This is a genomic window from Paraburkholderia antibiotica (genome assembly GCF_012927125.1).
In the GTDB taxonomy this organism is placed as follows: Bacteria; Pseudomonadota; Gammaproteobacteria; order Burkholderiales; family Burkholderiaceae; genus Paraburkholderia; species Paraburkholderia antibiotica.
Map to the genome: position 1 here is coordinate 139,390 of NZ_JABBFZ010000010.1, position 18,415 is coordinate 157,804.

Annotated in this window: 7 protein-coding genes and 1 pseudogene; 6 read left to right on the top strand and 2 right to left on the bottom strand. The window is 61.4% G+C overall.

The annotated features are described in order from the left end of the window. The first annotated feature begins 135 nt into the window (after positions 1-135). Positions 136-591 (top strand): transposase, encoded by a 456-nt coding sequence (locus tag HHL14_RS17910; protein ID WP_169498955.1) that lies wholly within the window; start codon positions 136-138, stop codon positions 589-591. Between the two features lie 79 nt (positions 592-670). Here HHL14_RS17910 and HHL14_RS17915 read toward each other — a convergent pair whose 3' ends face one another. Together HHL14_RS17915 and HHL14_RS17920 are read right to left on the bottom strand one after the other, a co-directional pair. Further along, a complete protein-coding gene (locus tag HHL14_RS17915; RefSeq protein ID WP_169498956.1) occupies positions 671-940 on the bottom strand; it encodes a glycosyltransferase family protein in 270 nt (89 codons plus the stop codon). Between the two features lie 78 nt (positions 941-1,018). Further along, on the bottom strand, positions 1,019-2,575 hold the full coding sequence (locus HHL14_RS17920; RefSeq protein ID WP_230413100.1) for a tetratricopeptide repeat protein: 1,557 nt from the start codon (positions 2,573-2,575) through the stop codon (positions 1,019-1,021). A 408-nt stretch (positions 2,576-2,983) separates the two neighbouring features. Between HHL14_RS17920 and HHL14_RS17925 the strand changes: the two genes are divergently transcribed. The 5 genes and pseudogenes from HHL14_RS17925 to HHL14_RS17940 all read left to right on the top strand — a co-directional run bounded on the left by HHL14_RS17925 (position 2,984) and on the right by HHL14_RS17940 (position 18,371). Continuing rightward, a complete protein-coding gene (locus tag HHL14_RS17925) occupies positions 2,984-3,757 on the top strand; it encodes a tetratricopeptide repeat protein (protein ID WP_169498958.1) in 774 nt (257 codons plus the stop codon). Then, positions 3,758-4,822, top strand: a complete 1,065-nt coding sequence (locus HHL14_RS17930) for a tetratricopeptide repeat protein (RefSeq protein WP_169498959.1) — start codon at positions 3,758-3,760, stop codon at positions 4,820-4,822. Between the two features lie 58 nt (positions 4,823-4,880). After that, the gene (locus HHL14_RS17935; protein ID WP_169498960.1) at positions 4,881-6,377 is read left to right on the top strand and encodes a tryptophan 7-halogenase; all 1,497 of its coding nucleotides are present in this window, start codon (positions 4,881-4,883) and stop codon (positions 6,375-6,377) included. Positions 6,378-7,694: 1,317 nt separating this feature from the next. After that, positions 7,695-7,826: pseudogene (locus tag HHL14_RS33980) on the top strand (ESPR domain-containing protein); the annotation flags it as partial. Positions 7,827-7,892: 66 nt separating this feature from the next. Next, entirely contained in the window at positions 7,893-18,371 is a 10,479-nt protein-coding gene (locus HHL14_RS17940) for a YadA-like family protein (protein ID WP_329601683.1), read from the top strand. Positions 18,372-18,415 lie beyond the last annotated feature (44 nt).

Consider the following 18,415-nt stretch of genomic DNA (forward strand, 5'->3'; position numbering starts at 1 on the left):
AACCCCTGATTCTGGACGATTTACGAAAATGAGCCGGTGGTAAGCCCTATCTTTCAAGATTCGGATTAGTCCACTATTGGCGGCCGAGGCGAGTGGATATCGTTTGTCAGTACAGCTTCTGACAAAGGATCCTCTATGCTGACCCAGCATCGCGATATTACCGATCAAGAATGGCAGCGTGTAATGAAACTCCTGCCCGAACTTCGTCCGCGTACCGAGCTGCGTGGACGGCCACAAGCCGATACGCGCTCAGTACTTAACGGAGTACTTTGGGTTATATATAGCGGCGCTGTGTGGTCGGCCATGCCGCGCCGTTATCCCGCCTATCAAACCTGCCATCGGCGATTCAAGAACTGGTATGACAAAGGGGTGCTCAGCCTCGTGATGGTCGAACTATTCGGTGAAGCGGGCGCGGAGTTGTACGACACGATCAAGATGCGTATGCGCAATCCCGTGATCTTTACGGAGAGGTCGCTCGCAGGCAGAAGGGTGCCCAACGTGTCGAGTCAGCCACCGTTCGTATCGGCGACATCGGTGGTCGTGCCGTCTCAGTCATTTAATCATCGCCCTGCGTTTCGTCGGGAAGCCTAAGTACCGCAGTTTGCGACGTTAGGTGTGACGAATGAATCGCCGCGAGAGGACGTTCTCACGCGGATTCAGTTCACACGCTTCACCGGTCAGTCAGCGCCTCCACGACCTCGACGATGACTGTGTCCCACTCGCCCGGCTTGGGCTGCCGGAACAGGCGCATGGTGCGTGGATACCATGGAGAATCGGCGCGCTCGTGTAGCCAGTGCCAGTCGCAGTCGAAATTTAGAGGCAGCCAGCACGGCTTACCTAACGCGCCGGCGAGATGTGCGACCGACGTATCTGTCGTTACCACCAGATCGAGGTTACACACGAGCGCTGCCGTATCGGCGAAATCTTCGATGTCTCCCATAACGGCGTGACTAATCTGCGTCAGCTTCTGGCCGTTTCGCTCGTCGCCGCCGGTTTCCGGCGGGGCAGCGAGGGTGCACTACGGCAGGACAGGCTGCTGACGTGCTTTGTGGGTGGCGGATAGATGTCGCAGATCCTGTGTCATCCTGTCGAGTACCGGCTCCCACTGCGCGAATTCTTGCTGACGGTATAGCGTCGAAGTCGGATACCACGGACTGTCGGTCCGCTCTAGCAGCCAGGGCCAGTGCGGGTTGACGTCGAGTAGTACCCACGTGCGCTGGCCGATCGCGCCGCTCAGATGAGCGACCGACGTGCAGACCGTAATGACGAGATCCAGCGAGTCAATAAACGCAGCCGTATGGTCGAACGTTGCGAAGCTCGCAGTCGGGTCGATGAGATCGAGGCCTGCCTCCCTCGCGGCCGAGACGTCTGCGATGGCCCCGGGTTGCAGCGAATAAAAGGCCACGTCCCGCAGGTTGCCGAAATGGGCTGCGTAGCGTTCCCAACCCACACGCCGGAACGCGTTGCGCTGATGCGCCAGGCTCCCGGTCCACGCGAGTCCGACCTTCAGGCGCGGCTCGGACGCTAGCTTTGCGCGCCAGTCATCGCGCAGCGCTGGGTCGGTCGCGAGCCATGGGCCGGTCGCCTGGATTGTCGTTTCGTCGAGATTGAGTACGAGGGGCACGCTCATCAATGGAAGCTCGTAGTCGCAGGCCGGCAGCGATTCGATTCCCCCGCCAGCCGTATAGCCATCGACATACTGGCCGAGACTGCGGACAAGCAGGTTGCCTGCCAGAGGGAACGAGTTCCATATGATCCGGCCGCCTTGTGCGTGCACGCGCTCGGCCAGCATAGGGATGAAACGGCAAAACTGAAAAAGATCGCCGAAACCCTGTTCACCCCACAAGAACAGCGTCTTGCCCGCGAGCGATTCGCCCTTCCATCGCGGTACGGGAAATAGGGGGCGTGCGCTGCGCAGTTCCGATGCTCCCAGCCAGCGTGCCTCGAAGCCCGGCCAGCCTTCCGGGTAGCGACCTCGCTGTAGGTGCAGGACGCTCTGGTTGAAACGATATGTCGCGTTGTCAGGGTCGAGGATGCGCGCTCTCGTTGCGTAATGGTCGGCTTCGTCCCAGCGTTGTGCCTCCTTTAGCGTGAGCGACAGGTTGTTCGCCGCGGCCGCATGGTCAGGATCCAGATGCAGGGCTCGCTCGCCCGCGGCGAGCGCTCCATCGAGATCGAGTCGATCGCGCCTCGCGTTGACAAGATTGACCCAGGCATTGGTGTCGAGAGGATTCGCCTCAACCGCTTTTTCCAGTAATAAAAAGGATTCCTGCAGATCTCCGTGCGACATGCGGATGGCTGCCGCCAGGTTATTGAGGAGCTGCGGATATTCAGGGGCTATGGCCAGCGCCCGGCGGTAAGCAACGGTGGCCTGTGCATGGCGACCAGCCGACTGCAGGGCATACCCCAATCCAAAATGAAGTTCCGGCGCATCATGGCCGAGTAGCACTGCTACCTCACCGAGTTCGATCGAGAGTCCGGCCTGGCCTGCGCGGATTAACTCATCCATCAGTCTGACGATCGCCGACGTGCCGGTGTCGTGCAGATACGCAGCTGCCTTCAGCCAGATGGACATTGCTTCGGATTGACCACTATTCCTGGCCGCCACCGCATGCCTCAAAAACGTGACGAAGTGCGAGGGGAGGTGAGATTCGACGGGACGTAGATCCTGCATGGTGGTTTGACCGAGATGACGATGTGGCACGCCAGCAGTGTGGAGTCGACGACTGTTGGCAATGAGATGTTTCGAATCCTAAATGGTTTACCGGTTATTCAGCAAAGCTGCCGGGCATTTTCCAGACAGGTTCGATTCTCGTGATTCTGGCCGACGCGTATTCTGACGGCGGTCGACCTATTCAGGTCTCTATGTGGCCTCTTGTCGCATTCAGGTCCGCCAGAGCAAAGACGGGGAAGTCGCGAATCATCGATGACCATCGCTGGTGGAGTGCGTGAAGCGGGTAGCCTGCCGCGATGGAATATACAAATGAATTACGACGTTGATGCAATCTCAAGTGAAGAATATCAGCGGTGTCTTGAGCGATTTTCGGCGGGCGAATACGCGGCAGCCGAACGTGGATTCCGCGCTCTGCTCGACAAATTCCCTGATTTTCCCGAAGCCTGGTACCACCTGAGCCTTCTCCGTTCGTTCCAGAAGGATACGCACGGAGCGGAAGTCGCGTTGAGGGAGGCGCTAGCGCGTGCCCCTCAACTGGCGCACGCGCATAACAATCTTGGGCGTCTGTTGATGGACTCCGATCGCTTCGAAGAGGCCGAGATGGAGTTTCGCGCTGCCATTGCGTATGGTCCGAGCGTCGTGGAGGCGCACTATAACCTTGGCTTGCTGTTGCTCCGCGCGAATCGCCTCGTCGAAGCGGAGGCCTGCCTGAGTCAGGCTATTTCGCTGCGACCAGACTTTGCTGCGGCATATACCAATCTAGGTGCCCTATTTCTCTGCGATAGGCGTCTCGATCAGGCCCAGAGGTGTCTGATCAGGGCGATTGAGTTGAGTCCTGACTCTGCGGCGGCTCACCTGACGCTCGGCTCGGCGCTTCTGGCCGCCGATCGGGTTGGCGAAGCAATCGAGCGTCTGCAGTGCGGCTTGAGACTCGACCCCGATCATGTTTCGGGAAGGCATCTGATGAATCTGGCGCTGCAACGCGCGGGACAACAGGAAGAAACGGGTGCGCCAGATCTGGGCGCGCCGTCTGGAGTCCCTTCTCGCCGTCGTCAATACCGCCGTAAAAAGGAGCGCGTTTAAATGACTCTGCAGCGCATCGAGACGACAACTACTGTCGCGCCGGAAGCCGAAGTGGGTCCAGCGCATGAGAAGTCGCCTGGCGGTCCCGCTCCAGATGTCGCGGCATTTAACGCTGCCGCGCTTCGTTGCATCGCCGATACTCGTTTCTCCGAGGCGCGCGCTCTGCTGGCGCAGGCGCTCGAGATCCAGCCTTCCGATCCTGTAACGCAGTGCAATCTCGGCTTGCTGTTTGCGCATGAGGGTGAGGTCCGGCTTGCGCAGCAGCACTACAGAATGGCGCAGACGCTTGCGCCTGATCTCGTTGAAGCCTATTTCAACAGTGCCGTGCTTCATCATCGTTGCTCGGAGTTTGACGCTGCGGAGGCCGCCTATCTGCGAGCGCGGGCGCTTCGGCCATTCCATCCGGAGATCAGCTTCTGCCTCGGCACGCTTTACCGGGAAATCGGTCGAAACGAAGATGCGGCATGCGCATATCGCCGCGCTATCGAGCTCCGGAACGATTACCCCGAATCCCATCACGATCTGGGCGTCCTGCTGATGAATGGGGGAGCGCTGAGTGAAGCAGAACAGTGCTTTCGCGATGCGCTCAACCTGAGCCCCGGATATGCCGACGCACTTTACAACCTTGCACTTGTACACGGGCTGACCGGGCGACACGCGCAAGCAGCGGAGCTCTTGCGGAGTGCCCACGCCGTTGCGCCGAATCGATCGGACATTTGCAACAATCTCGCGATGGTGCTGATGTGCGAACGCGACACGCAGGAGGAAGCGGAGGCGTTGCTGCATGATCTGATCAAGCGTGAGCCGGAGCACCCGGAGGCTCACGCGAACCTCGGTTGCCTGCTGCGGCAGAAGGGCAACGTCGCCGAAGCTGAATCCATGTTGCGCCGGGCACTGAAGCTGCGCCCCGAGGCCGCTGAACTGGAGGAGCAACTGGGTCTGCTGTTGCAGGAGACAGGGCGTTTTCAGGCCGCAGAGGAGGCCTATCGTCGAGCGCTGAAGCTGCGCCCGGGGCTGGTTAGCGCACAACAATACCTGGACAAACTTACCGGAAGCGTGTCCTGATGAGAGGCAATCCCGGCCAGTTAATTATTTCAGTTCTCCTATGCTGAACTTCCGGAAGATGAAAAATTTCGTCGTGCTCGGCGGCGGAACTGCGGGTTGGTTTGCTGCGTTCGAATTGCGGCGACTGTTTGGGGCCGGGGTGTCGGTGACGGTGGTCGAGTCACCGCGCGTCGGCGCGATTGGCGTTGGCGAAGGCGGAATTCTGAATTTCCCGGCGGCGCTCGTCGGACGTTACGGAATCGATCTCGATGCTTTTCTTGAAGGCACTGGCGCGGTGTTCAAGCTGGGGTTTGAATACATCGGGTGGAACAATGGCCGTGACGACGACGTTTTTTATCATCTGTTTCACTCGTTGCCAACAGAAGGCGACGGGAGGGTAATCGACGGTATTGCCCCGTACTGGTCAATGTTGGCGGCGCATGGTATCGGCATCCACCACGCAATTTACTCGCTGCCTTTCGTGCTTGCGAACGCTTCGCAGCGTGAAGTACGGTCGGCGTGCGAGGCATCTGGCGGATTGATGCCATGGTCACTTCACTTCGACGCTCATCGGGTGAGTGCATGGCTGAAACTGGCTGGGATGGCGCGCCAGATTGAAACGCATGTCGGCAACGTGGTCGAACTGGTACGGGATGCGGAGAGTGGCCATGTGCATGGATTGCGATTCGAAGGTGAGGAGCGCACCATGCCATGCGATTTCCTGATCGATGCGTCGGGCTTCGCTCGTATTGCGTTGCAAAAGGCGATGGGCATGCAGTTTCGCTCGTTCACCGATTGCATGATTCTGGATCGCGCGATTCCGTTCTATATTCCCCATCCTCGTGCCAATCCGCACCTCGTCACGAGTGCGCTCGCGATGAATGCCGGCTGGATGTGGCAGATCCCCGTGCGTGAGCGGGTCGGGTGCGGCTATGTTTATTCGAGCGCGCATCTCAGCGAGGATGAAGCGCTGGCGGAGATCGAAACCCGACTCGGACACGAGATTGAGCCGATGCCTACATTGCGTTTCCACGCAGGCCATTTTCCGGAGGTTTGGGTCGGAAACGTGATGGCGGTGGGGCTTGCATCGGGTTTCATTGAGCCGCTCGAAGCGACCTCAATTGGGCAGATGCTTGGCCAGCTTGTGATGTTCGGCGAGACAGTCGCCCAAAGCCAGGGCGTAGTACCGCAATCGACCATCTCGACGTTCAATCATCGCAATCTTCTCGATTGGGACGGGATACGCGATTTCCTGTGCCTGCACTACGATGTGCGACGCCGTGATACGCCGTTCTGGCGTGACGTGGCCTCGCGCCCGTTGCCGACAAGCTATACCGATCTCAAGGCGGCATGGCAGCTTCGCACGCCGCGTCCGGTAGACTTTAATGCCTATCGAGCGGGGCATGTGCTGCACTTCGATGCTACGAGTTGGTTCTCAGTCGGCCAGGGTGTTGGAGTAGTGCCTCAGGCGGCAGCGCAAGCTGATCTGGGTATGCTGCCACGCGAAGTCGTGCGATTCGCCGAGGCATTTCTCGATAGCGTGCGAATTCGAAACGCTGCGACGATGCATATGTAAGGCGAGCTTTGTCTTTGCGTTGCCGGGCGAGTGACGGGTAAAGCAAGGCGGCAGTTCTACGCGATAACCTTCTCCGTAGTTTTCGAGAAATAATAGTTAGTACTGCAGTTGGAGCAGAGATAGAGGGATCTGACGGCTGCCGGCTGTAGCTCCCGATCATGCTTTTACTCCAGGTCAGCACAAACGCGTCGTCCGTTTGATACCCTTCCAGTCGCTCGTTCTTGATCCATTCATTGCACAGCAGCTTCTGTCCGCCGATTCAGCCTGCCTTTCTCTTTCCGGTAGAGAAGCACACTAACGCCCCAACGGCTTCGACTTCCCAGTGATCTTTCCCAGTAAGAACAGGTCCATGGGGTGGGTCCCCAGATAGGTGATGTGACATCGTCTCTGCCTGTGCCTACGGGTTGTTATGGGCGATAAAGTCCACAGCACTCCAAGTCGTGTTCAGTACTTTTTCCTGGGGACACGGTCCAATCATGTTGATCGGTTATACGACGGGCTCGTTTGGCTGATTGGTCAAATAGTGCAAAAAAGAGGGGGGGTAATTTCAGACCGGTTCGATTCTCGCGAGTTTGGGCAGCGCGTATTCTGATGTCAGTTGGTCTAGCTGGTTAGTTTTTTGTCGACCTCTCGGTCGCATCCCTATCGGCCAGAGCGAAGACGAAGGATTGGCTGCTTATCGGTGACCAGCCGGTGGTGGGGTAGATGAAAAATTGCGCTTCTGTTTTATCTGCCAACGTACAGCTTCTGTTCTCCCTCGTCAGGATCGTTCAGGTGCGGCTCGAGCATGACCGGCGATTCATGGCCTTGGCAATATGCCTGGCGACCATGACCTGAAGTTTCAATTATTGGTGTCGTTTCGAGGATCGTGATTACTGTTGCTTGCCGATTTTGTCTGAAAAATTAGGCATTCTAATTGGTAATTTTCCGTATTTGTCGATTCGATATATGGAAATGCGCGCCAGATTTTATTTTTATAAAAATATTTATTTTTTTAATTTTTAAAAATCTTGATTATCTCGAAAAATGGCGTCCGTGAAAAATTTCAATCAAATCATTTCTGCCGTAGTAATCGGTTGACTTGGGAGTGGAATGACTGAACAGCTCTTTGGTGGTTAAAAAGCCTTCCGTGTTTGGCGCGTTATTCCAGCCGGGGGAGTGTGCTGGCGCGTTGCCTTGCTGGGTTGTCGGTGTTGTGAGTGCGTAGCCAAGGGTCTGTATGCCTTGATACAGGTGGAAGCCGGGTGGCCGACTCCGGGATTCGTCTGCTATTCGGTGACAGGAGTCACCGGTAGGCCCAATATTTCAAGAAACAGAATGAACAAAAGTTACCGTAGTATCTACAACGAAACGCTTGGCACGTGGGTTGCCGTAAGTGAGATTGAAACCGCGAGAGGCAAGAAGAACCGCTCAAAAGTGGTTTCTGGCACAACCATCGGACGAGCGCTGCTTGCTGTATCTCTTGCTGGGGGCGTCTATATAAGCGACATAGCTCCCACGATGGCGGCTGTCGCTGTGGCAGGCTCGACGAACAACTCGGCGGATAGTACCGGGACTGTCACCACTAACGGCAATACGCTAAGCGCATCGTTCACCGGCGTAGCACTGGCGGGCAGTGCGGCGTGCGGGATGCTGACTCCGGCGAACGGCAGCAGTGTGTCGTCAATGATCTACGGTAGCGATTCGATGTACACCGATGGTCTGTACGGCTTTGGTGCGCAGACGACCGCAGTCGGGACCGCAACGGCTACCAACGCCGGTGACGGTGTGACGACCGGCAACACGACAGGATTCCTTACTACGTCGTCGGCGGCGCAAACCATCGGAAATGTCGCTTTGTCCGCCACATCGACGAATGCGGCAGGCAAAAGTGCGAACATTCTGGCGTATGGTCTGAACTCGCTTGCGACCGGATGCGGCTCGCAAGCAACGGGGATGGGCGCCACGGCAATGGGGTGGGGCGCTGTTGCTTCGGGTGCCGGAGCGGCCGCGCTCGGCATCAATAGCACCGCGTCGGGGCAGGGCTCGTTCGCGTACGGCACCTACGCGACCGCATCCGGCACTGATACGATCGCCATGGGCACGCTGGCCACGGCGGCCGGTACGAGCGGCATTGCGATCGGCGCGTCCTCGAACGTCACCAGCGATGCGATTTCGGGCATCGCGATTGGTCAGGCGGCGACCGCAAGTGGCGCGTACGGGATCGCGGAAGGTGATAGCAGCGTTGCGGGCGCGACGGGTCAGAACGTGGTAATCGGTTCGGCTGCGACCACCGCGAACGGTGGGTCGTCGACGGGTGGCGCGGTGGCAGTCGGCCGGGCACAGACCGCTACGGGTGATGGCGCGGTTGCGCTCGGCAGTTCGAACGTGGCGACGGGGCAAGGAACCATCGCACTCGGTAATAACGTGACCGCGACGGCCGATGGAGCGATCGCTCTCGGCAACGGCACGACCAATACCGCAACGGACGCAGTCGCGATCGGCAGCGGCGCGAATGCGCAAGGCAGCAATAGCGTAGCGATCGGCGCCGGTAGCACGACGAGCGCAACAGTGCCGGCAACGACGGCCTATCTGACCGGCACGACCGCGGCAGGTGAGGTGTCGGTCGGCAATGACACGACGCTGCGTCGCGTCACGAACGTGGCCGACGGCTCGGCACAGCAGGACGCGGTAACCGTCCACCAGCTGAGCACCAGCGACAGCAGCCTGTCCACGGCGATCGCTTCTGTTTCCACCGGGCTTTCCACGACCAACTCCAGCATGACGGTGCTCTCGATCTCCACGTCGAGCGGCATCGTTTCGCTTGACGCGAGCCTGTCCACGACGAATAGCTCGATCGACGCGTTGAACGCGTCGACGTCGTCTGGAATCAGCGGACTGACGACGAGCCTGTCGACAACGAATAGCAATCTCATGGCGGTGTCCGCGTCCGCGTCGAGCGGCATGACGAGCCTGAGCTCGGGGCTGAGTTCGACGAACGTCAGCCTGAGCACCCTGTCGATGTCGACGGCAACTGGCCTGTCGACGACGAACAGCTCGCTCACCTCGCTGTCGACCACCACGGGTGCGAGCCTCTCCACGTTGACCGCGAGCCTGAGTTCGACGAACAGCTCGCTCACCGATCTGTCCAGCTCCACCTCCAGCACCTTCTCGACCACGACCGACGCCATCACGAGCCTGTCCATGTCGTCGTCGAACTCTATCGCGGCGACCAACAGCTCGTTGTCGGCGCTGTCGCTGTCCACCTCGACCGGTCTCAACACACTCAGCACGTCGATCCAGGACCTCTCCGATTCGGCATCCACCAGCATTGCAGGGCTGAATACCAGCATCAGTTCGACGAATTCGAGCATGGCCGTGCTGTCGACGACCACGGCGACCAGCGTCGATTCGCTGTCGACGGGCGTAACGTCGGTCTCGACCACCGTGAGCGCGCTGTCGGGCAGCCTGTCGACGACGGCGAGCAGTCTGATTTCGTTGTCGGTTTCCGCATCGACGTCGATCGCGCCGTTGTCGACGACGCTCGACGGCTTGACTACGCAGGTCTCGACCAGCGTCGCCTCGATTTCCTCCGGCATGGACACGCTTTCGATGTCCACGTCGAACGCGACGAACGCGCTCAACACCAACGTCACGAATCTGTCGAACTCGACGTCGTCGGGTATCGCGTCGTTGTCGACCGCGCTCGACTCGACCGATAATTCGGTTGCGAGCCTCTCGGTGTCGAGCTCGACCGGCATCGGCGCGCTGTCGACGACGATGGCGACGCTTTCCACGGGTGTCGATTCGCTGTCCACCGGTCTCGATTCGACCACCAGCGCGCTTTCGAGCGTGTCGTCTTCCGCGTCGACGAGCCTCGGCTCGCTGTCGACCGGTCTCGCCGGCGTGTCGAGCGGCGTCGCGAGCGTGTCGCAGTCCATGTCGGTCGGCTATGCGTCGCTGTCGACCAGCGTCGATAGCCTCTCGACGTCGACGTCGACCAGCCTCGCCGATACCGACACCAACATCGCGAACCTTTCGTCTTCGACTTCCACGGGCATTTCGTCGCTGTCGACGAGCCTGTCGTCGGCGATCAGCAATGTGTCGAGCCTGTCGGTTTCCGGTTCGACCAGCGTCACGTCGTTGTCGACAGCGCTGAGCACGACCGACAGCAATGTGTTCAGCCTGTCGGTCTCCAGCTCGACGGGTCTCACGTCGCTTTCGACGGGTCTGTCGACGACGACGAGCGACCTGTTCAGCCTGTCGAACTCCACGTCGACCAGCGTCATGTCGCTGTCGACCAGCGTCGACAGCCTGTCCGGTTCGACGTCGACCAGCATCGCAACGATCGACACGGGCATCAGCAGCCTGTCGGTGGGTATCTCGACCACCAACAGCAGCATCTCGAGCGTGTCCTCGTCGCTCACGACGACCAACAGCAATCTGGCGAGCCTGTCGTCGTCGACTTCAAGCGGAATCGATCTGCTGACGACGGGTCTGTCCACGACGAACAGCAATATCGCGAGCGTGTCCACGTCGGCGTCGACGAGCGCCGCGTCGCTGCTGCAAAGCGTGTCGACGACCAACAGCAATCTCGCGAGTCTGTCGGGTTCGACCTCGACCAGCGTCGCATCGCTGTCGTCGGGACTTTCCACCGCGACCACCAGTATCGGCTCGCTGTCTACCGGCATCGACTCGCTGTCGATGTCCACGTCGACGGGTCTCACGACGCTGTCGACCGGGCTCGATTCGACCAACAGCAGCGTCAATGCGTTGTCGCTTTCCGCATCGACGGGCCTGGCTTCGCTGTCGGGCAGCATCTCGACGGTCGCCGACAACGTCACGTCGCTGTCGAGCGGTCTCGTCACGACCGATAGCAGCATTGCATCGCTGTCCACCAGTGTCGACACGACCAATAACACGATCACGAGCCTGTCCGCGTCGGCTTCGACCAGTACCGATGCGCTGACGACCAGCCTGTCCGCGACCACCAGCAACCTCAGCAGCCTGTCGGCTTCGAGCTCCGCGGGTATCGCGTCGCTGTCGAGCGGTCTCGACACCACGAACAGCAGCCTGACCGGCCTGTCGGTTTCGACGGCCGCGAACGTGACTTCTCTGTCGACGGGCCTCGTGGGCGCGACGAGCAGCATCACGTCTCTATCGACGGGTGTCGATTCGCTTTCGACCAGCCTCGACACGACCGCAAGCACGCTGTCGAGCGTGTCGGCATCGGCGTCGACCAGCGTGGGCTCGCTGTCGGCTGGCCTCTCCACGACGAATAGCACGGTCGCGAGCCTGTCGGTTTCGAATTCGACGGGCGTTGCATCGCTGTCGACCAGCGTCGACACGTTGACGAGCGATCTCAGCGGCTTGTCCACCTCCACCGCGGCCAACGTGAGTTCGTTGTCGACGGGTCTGGTCGGTGCGACGAGCAGCATCACGTCGCTGTCGAGCGGTCTGGATACGGCGGTGGCGTCCGCGTCGACCGGCATCGCGTCGTTGTCGAGCGGGCTCGACACGACGAACAGTACGCTCACGAGCGTATCGGCGTCGACGTCGGCGGGCGTCGGCTCGCTGTCGACGGGCCTCACGGCAACGAACAGCAGCGTCGCGGCTCTGTCGGCTTCCGCCTCGACGAGCGCGGCATCGTTGTCGACGGGTCTCGACGCGGTTGGCAGCAACATCTCGACTCTGTCGACGTCCACCGCGTCGAGCGTGAATTCGCTGTCGACCAGCGTCGCCGGTGCGGCTAGCGGTATCGTGTCGCTCTCGAGCGGCCTCGATACGGCGACGACGTCGGCGTCGACCGGCATCGCATCGCTGTCGACCAACCTCGTCACGACGAACAGCACGCTCGTGAGCGTGTCGACGTCGGCGTCGGCGGGCGTCGCGTCGTTGTCGACGGGCCTCGGTTCGACCAATAGCACGCTCGCAAGCGTGTCTTCTTCCGCATCGACGACGGCCTCGTCGCTGTCGACGGGTCTCGATACGGCCAACAGCACGGTGTCGAGCGTGTCGGTGTCGACCTCGACGAGCGTCGATTCGCTGTCGACGGGTCTGTCGACGACGAACAGCAATATCGCCAGCGTGTCGGTATCGGCTTCGACCGGTGCGGCGTCGCTGTCGACCGCGCTCGACACGACCAGCAGCAACCTGACGAGCCTGTCCTCGTCGACCTCGACGGGCATCGATTCGCTGTCGACGGGCCTCACGGGTGTGGCGAGCAACGTCACGTCGCTGTCGGCGGGTATCGACACGGTGTCGAACTCGGTGTCGACCGGCATGACGTCGCTGTCGTCGGGCATCGATACGACCAACAGCACGGTGGCGAACCTGTCGGTGTCGGCCTCGACCGGCCTGACGTCGCTGTCGACCGGTCTCGATACGACGACGAGCAATCTGACGAGCGTGTCGGTCTCGGCTTCGGCGGGCATCTCGTCGCTGTCGACGTCGATTGACACGACCAACAGCAATCTGACGAGCGTGTCGGTGTCGACTTCGAGCGGCGTGAAGTCGCTGTCGACCGGTGTCGCGAGCCTGTCGGCGTCGGCCTCGACGACGCTGTCGACGGCGTCGGACAACATCGATAGCCTGTCGACGGGTCTGGCGACGACGGACAGCACGGTCTCGACGCTGTCGACGAATCTGGACACGACCAACAGCAATCTGGCGAGCGTGTCGAGTTCGGCGTCGAGCGGCGTGAGCTCGCTGTCGAGCGCGGTATCGACGACGACGAGCAGCATTGCGAGCCTGTCGGTGTCGAGCTCGACGGGGATGTCGTCGCTGTCGACGACGCTCGACACGACCAATAGCAACCTGACGAGCCTGTCGTCGTCCACCTCGACCGGCATGAACTCGCTGTCGACCAGCGTGACGGGGCTGTCCGCTTCGATGTCGAGCGGCGTGTCCACGGTGCTGAGCAACATCGACAGCCTGTCCAGCGGCCTGTCGACGACCGGCAGCACGGTCGCATCGCTGTCCACGTCGCTCGATACGACCAACAGCGACCTCGCCAGCGTGTCCGTTTCGGCTTCCAGCGGCGTGAGCTCGCTGTCGAGCGGCTTGTCGACGACGAACAGCAATATCGCGAGTGTGTCGGTGTCGGCCTCGACCGGTGTGGCATCGCTGTCGACGGGTCTCGACACGACCAACAGCAACGTGGCGAGCCTGTCCGCCTCCAGCTCGACGAGCGTGTCGTCGCTGTCGACGGGGTTGGCAAGCGCGGCGAGCAGCGTCACGTCGCTGTCGGCGGGTATCGACACGGTGTCGAACTCGGTGTCGACCGGCATGACGTCGTTGTCGTCGGGCATCGACGCGACCAACAGCACGGTGGCGAACCTGTCGGTGTCCGCATCGACCGGCATGGCCTCGTTGTCCACGGTCATCGATACGACCAACAGCACGTTGGCCGTCGTGTCGGGTTCGGCTTCGACGAGCGTTCTGTCGCTGTCCACGGGCATCGATAGTCTGTCGACGTCCAACTCGACCGGCATCGCGTCGCTGTCGACGGGTCTCGATACGGCCAACAGCACGGTGTCGAGCCTGTCGGTGTCGACCTCGACGAGCGTCGATTCGCTGTCGACGGGTCTGTCGACGACGAACAGCAATATCGCCAGCGTGTCGGTGTCGGCCTCGACCGGTGCGGCCTCGCTGTCGACCGCGCTCGACACGACCAGCAGCAACCTGACGAGCCTGTCGTCGTCCACTTCGACGGGCATCGATTCGCTGTCGACGGGCCTCACGGGTGTGGCGAGCAGCGTCACGTCGCTGTCGGCGGGTATCGACACGGTGTCGAACTCGGTGTCGACCGGCATGACGTCGCTGTCGAGCGGCATCGATACGACCAACAGCACGGTGGGGAGCCTCTCGGTGTCGGCCTCGACCGGCCTGACGTCGCTGTCGACCGGTCTCGATACGACGACCAGCAACCTGACGAGCGTGTCGGTCTCGGCATCGGCGGGCATCTCGTCGCTGTCGACGTCGATCGACACGACCAATAGCAATCTGACGAGCGTGTCGGTGTCGACTTCGAGCGGCGTGAAGTCGCTGTCGACCGGTGTCGCGAGCCTGTCAGCGTCGGCCTCGACGACGCTGTCGACGGCGTCGGACAACATCGATAGCCTGTCGACGGGTCTGGCGACGACCGACAGCACGGTCTCGACGCTGTCGACGAATCTGGACACGACCAACAGCAATCTGGCGAGCGTGTCGACGTCGGCGTCGAGCGGTGTGAGCTCGCTGTCGAGCGCGGTATCGACGACGACGAGCAGCATTGCGAGCCTGTCGGTGTCGAGCTCGACGGGGATGTCGTCGCTGTCGACGACGCTCGACACGACCAACAGCAACCTGACGAGCCTGTCGTCGTCCACCTCGACCGGCATGAACTCGCTGTCGACCAGCCTGTCGACGGCAACGACGAATGTCGCGTCGCTGTCTTCCGGCCTCGAAACGGCGTCGTTGTCCGCCTCGACGGGCATTGCGTCGGTATCGAGCGGTCTGTCGACGACGGACAGCACGGTGGCGAGCCTGTCGGTGTCGACGTCGACCAGTGTCGGTTCGCTGTCGAGCGGGCTGTCCACGACGAACAGCAACCTATCGAGCGTGTCGGTGTCGGCCTCGACCGGTTTGGCATCGCTGTCGACGGGACTCGACACGACCTCCAGCAACCTGACGAGCCTCTCGGCATCCACGTCGACGAGCGTCAATTCGCTGTCGAGCGGCTTGTCGACCACGACCAGCAACGTCGCGAGTCTGTCGGCGTCCAGTTCGACTGGCCTCCTGTCGCTGTCGACGGGTCTCGACACGGTAAGCAGCGATCTCACCGAACTGTCCGGCTCCACGTCGGTCGGCATGACCTCGCTGTCGAGCGGTTTGTCGACGACGGACAGCAAGCTGACGAATCTGTCGGTCTCCAGTTCGACGGGTCTGTCTTCGCTGTCGAGCGGTTTGTCGACCACGACCAGCACCATCACCAGCCTGTCCGCATCGACGTCGGCCGGTGTCACGTCGCTGTCGAGCGGTCTGTCGACCACTGACAGCAATCTCGCGAGCCTGTCGGTCTCCAGCTCGGCGGGTGTCGCATCGCTGTCGACGGGTCTCGACGCGACCAACAGCAACCTGACGAGTCTGTCGACGTCCACCTCGACCGGCGTGACCTCGCTGTCGACCGGCCTCGCCAGCACCAGCAGCACGCTGGCCAGCGTGTCGGCCTCCACGTCGACCGGAATCGACTCGCTGTCGACCGGCCTGTCGACGACCGGCAGCACCATCACGAGCCTGTCCGCCTCGACCTCGAGCGGTATCACGTCGCTGTCGACCGGTCTGGCCGGCGCGACGAGCAGCGTCGACTCGCTGTCCACCGGATTGAACTCGGTCTCGGCCTCGGCTTCGACGGGTGTTGCGTCGCTGTCGTCCGGGTTGTCGAGCACGAACAATGCGCTGACGAACGTGTCGGTTTCCGCCTCCGCGGGCATCAACTCGCTGTCGACCGGCCTGTCGGGCGCCGATAGCGCGGTGGCCAGCCTGTCGGTCTCGGGATCGACGAGCCTGTCGTCGTTGTCGACCGGTCTGTCGACGGCGACGAACAACATCGCGAGCCTGTCCACGTCGACCTCGACCGGCCTCAGCTCCGTGTCGACCAGCTTGTCGTCGGCCACCAGCAACATCGCGGATCTGTCGGTGGGCCAGGCGAGCCTCTCGGTCTCCGCGTCGGCGGGTATCGCGGGTCTGACGACCGATCTGTCGACGACCAACAGCACGCTGTCGAGCATGTCGTATTCGGCGTCGACCGGACTCGTGTCGCTGTCGGCCGGTTTGTCGACGGCTAACAGCGATATCGGCAGTCTGTCGGTGTCCACGTCGACGGGGCAGGCTTCGCTGTCGAGCGGGTTGAGCACGACGAACAGCACGGTTGCCAGCTTGTCGGTGTCGAGTTCGACGGGCGTCGCGTCGCTGTCGACGGCACTGTCGACGACCGACAGCAACGTGTTCAGCCTGTCGGTGTCGGCTTCGACCGGAATCGATTCGCTGTCGACAGGTATGTCGACCACGTCGAGCGATCTGTACAGCATGTCCGCATCGACGTCGACGGGGGTCTCGTCGCTGTCCAGCGGTCTGTTCTCGACGGTCAGCACGGTAAGCAGCCTGTCCACGGCGACGCTCGGCAACGTGAATTCGTTGTCGACGATGCTGTCGACGCTGTCGGCTTCGTCGTCGACGAGCATCAGCACGCTGTGGACGGGTGTGACTTCGCTGTCCACCGGCTTCGGTGTGTTGTCCACGACGGTCGTCAACCTGTCGAGTTCGGCATCGACCGGCATCTCGTCGCTGTCGACCAGCCTCGACTCCACGAACTCGGGCATTGCCAGCGTATCGACGTCGGCTTCGAGCGGTATCTCGTCGCTGTCGAGCAGCCTGTCGAGCACGAACAGCAACATGACCAGCCTGTCGACCTCGACTTCGGTCGGTATCGCGTCGGTATCGACGAGCCTCGACTCGGTGTCGGCTTCGACGTCCACGGGCATCGACTCGCTGTCGACGTCGGCGTCGAGCGGTATCGCCGCACTGTCGAGCGGCCTGTCCACGACCGATAGCACGGTCGCCAGCCTGTCGAGCTCGACTTCGTCCGGCGTGAGTTCGCTGTCGACCACGTTCAATTCGCTCTCCAGCGGTTTGTCGACCACGGATAGCACGGTCGCGAGCCTGTCGTCGTCGACCTCGACGGGTATCGATTCGCTGTCGACGAGCGTCGACACGCTGTCCACCGGCTTGTCGACCACCAACAGCAACGTGGCCGATCTGTCGACTTCGACCTCCACCGGTATGAGTTCGCTGTCGACCAGTGTGGATTCGCTGTCGAGCGGTTTGTCGACGACGAACAGCAACCTGACCAGCCTGTCGACCTCCGTGTCGACGAGCATCGACTATGTGGTCGGCGGCGTTACCTCGCTGTCGAGCGGCATGAGTTCGTTGTCGGCGTCGGCCTCGACGGGCGTCAACTCGCTGTCGACGGCGCTCGATCAGGTTTCGGCGTCGACCTCGACCAGCACCGCGTCGCTGTCCACCTCGACTTCGGCGAGCGTGAGTTCGTTGTCGACCAGCGTGAATTCGCTGTCGACGGGTGTGAGCTCGTTGTCGACCGGCCTGTCTACGACGAATTCGACGGTCGCTTCGCTGTCGACCACGATCGAACCGGTAGTCAGCCAGATCAGTACCGCCGCCAGCAGCGGCAACCTGTTCAGCGGTACGCAGGTGGGCGGTATGAACACCAACGGCACGGTGCAGACACGCGGGCAAAGCGGCGTTGCCGTGACCAACGTGGTGGCCGCGGGTTGCTCGTCGGTGTCGGGTATCGACGCGACCGGCACGGGTCTGTGTTCGACGGCTAGCGCCGACGGTGCGACGGCCTACGGCTCGAATGCGGTGGCGAGCGCGGAGAACACGACTGCCATCGGTTTCCGTGCGGCGGCGACCTACGTGGGGGCCGTGGCGATTGGTTACAACGCACGGGCGGTTGCGGATCCGACGGTCGCGATTGGCGCGAACTCGCTGGCATCCGGCAACAACTCGGTCGCTCTCGGCGCGTCGGCGTCGGCTGTCGGTTCGAACTCGGTGGCGTTGGGCGCCGGCTCGGTTGCAACGCAGGACAACACGGTGTCCGTCGGCTCGCAGGGTAGCGAGCGCCGGATCACGAACGTGGCGGATGGCGTGAATGCGACCGACGCTGTCAACGTCGGCCAGTTGAACAGGGCGGTGGGCAGCGTCCAGAACCAGATCAACGACGTCGCTCGTAACGCGTACTCGGGTGTGGCCGCGGCTACCGCGCTGTCGATGATTCCGGAGGTCGATATGAACAAGAACTTCTCGTTCGGTATCGGCACGGCGAACTACTCGGGCTACCAGGCTGTGGCGTTTGGCAGTACTGCACGTATCACGCAGAACATCAAGGTCAAGGGTGGCGTGGCGATCAGCGCAGGCAAGACCGCCGTGGGCGCCGGTGCGGCGTACCAACGATGATGAACGAGCTTAGTGCAAATTCCATGCGTGCCGGTCGGATCGCT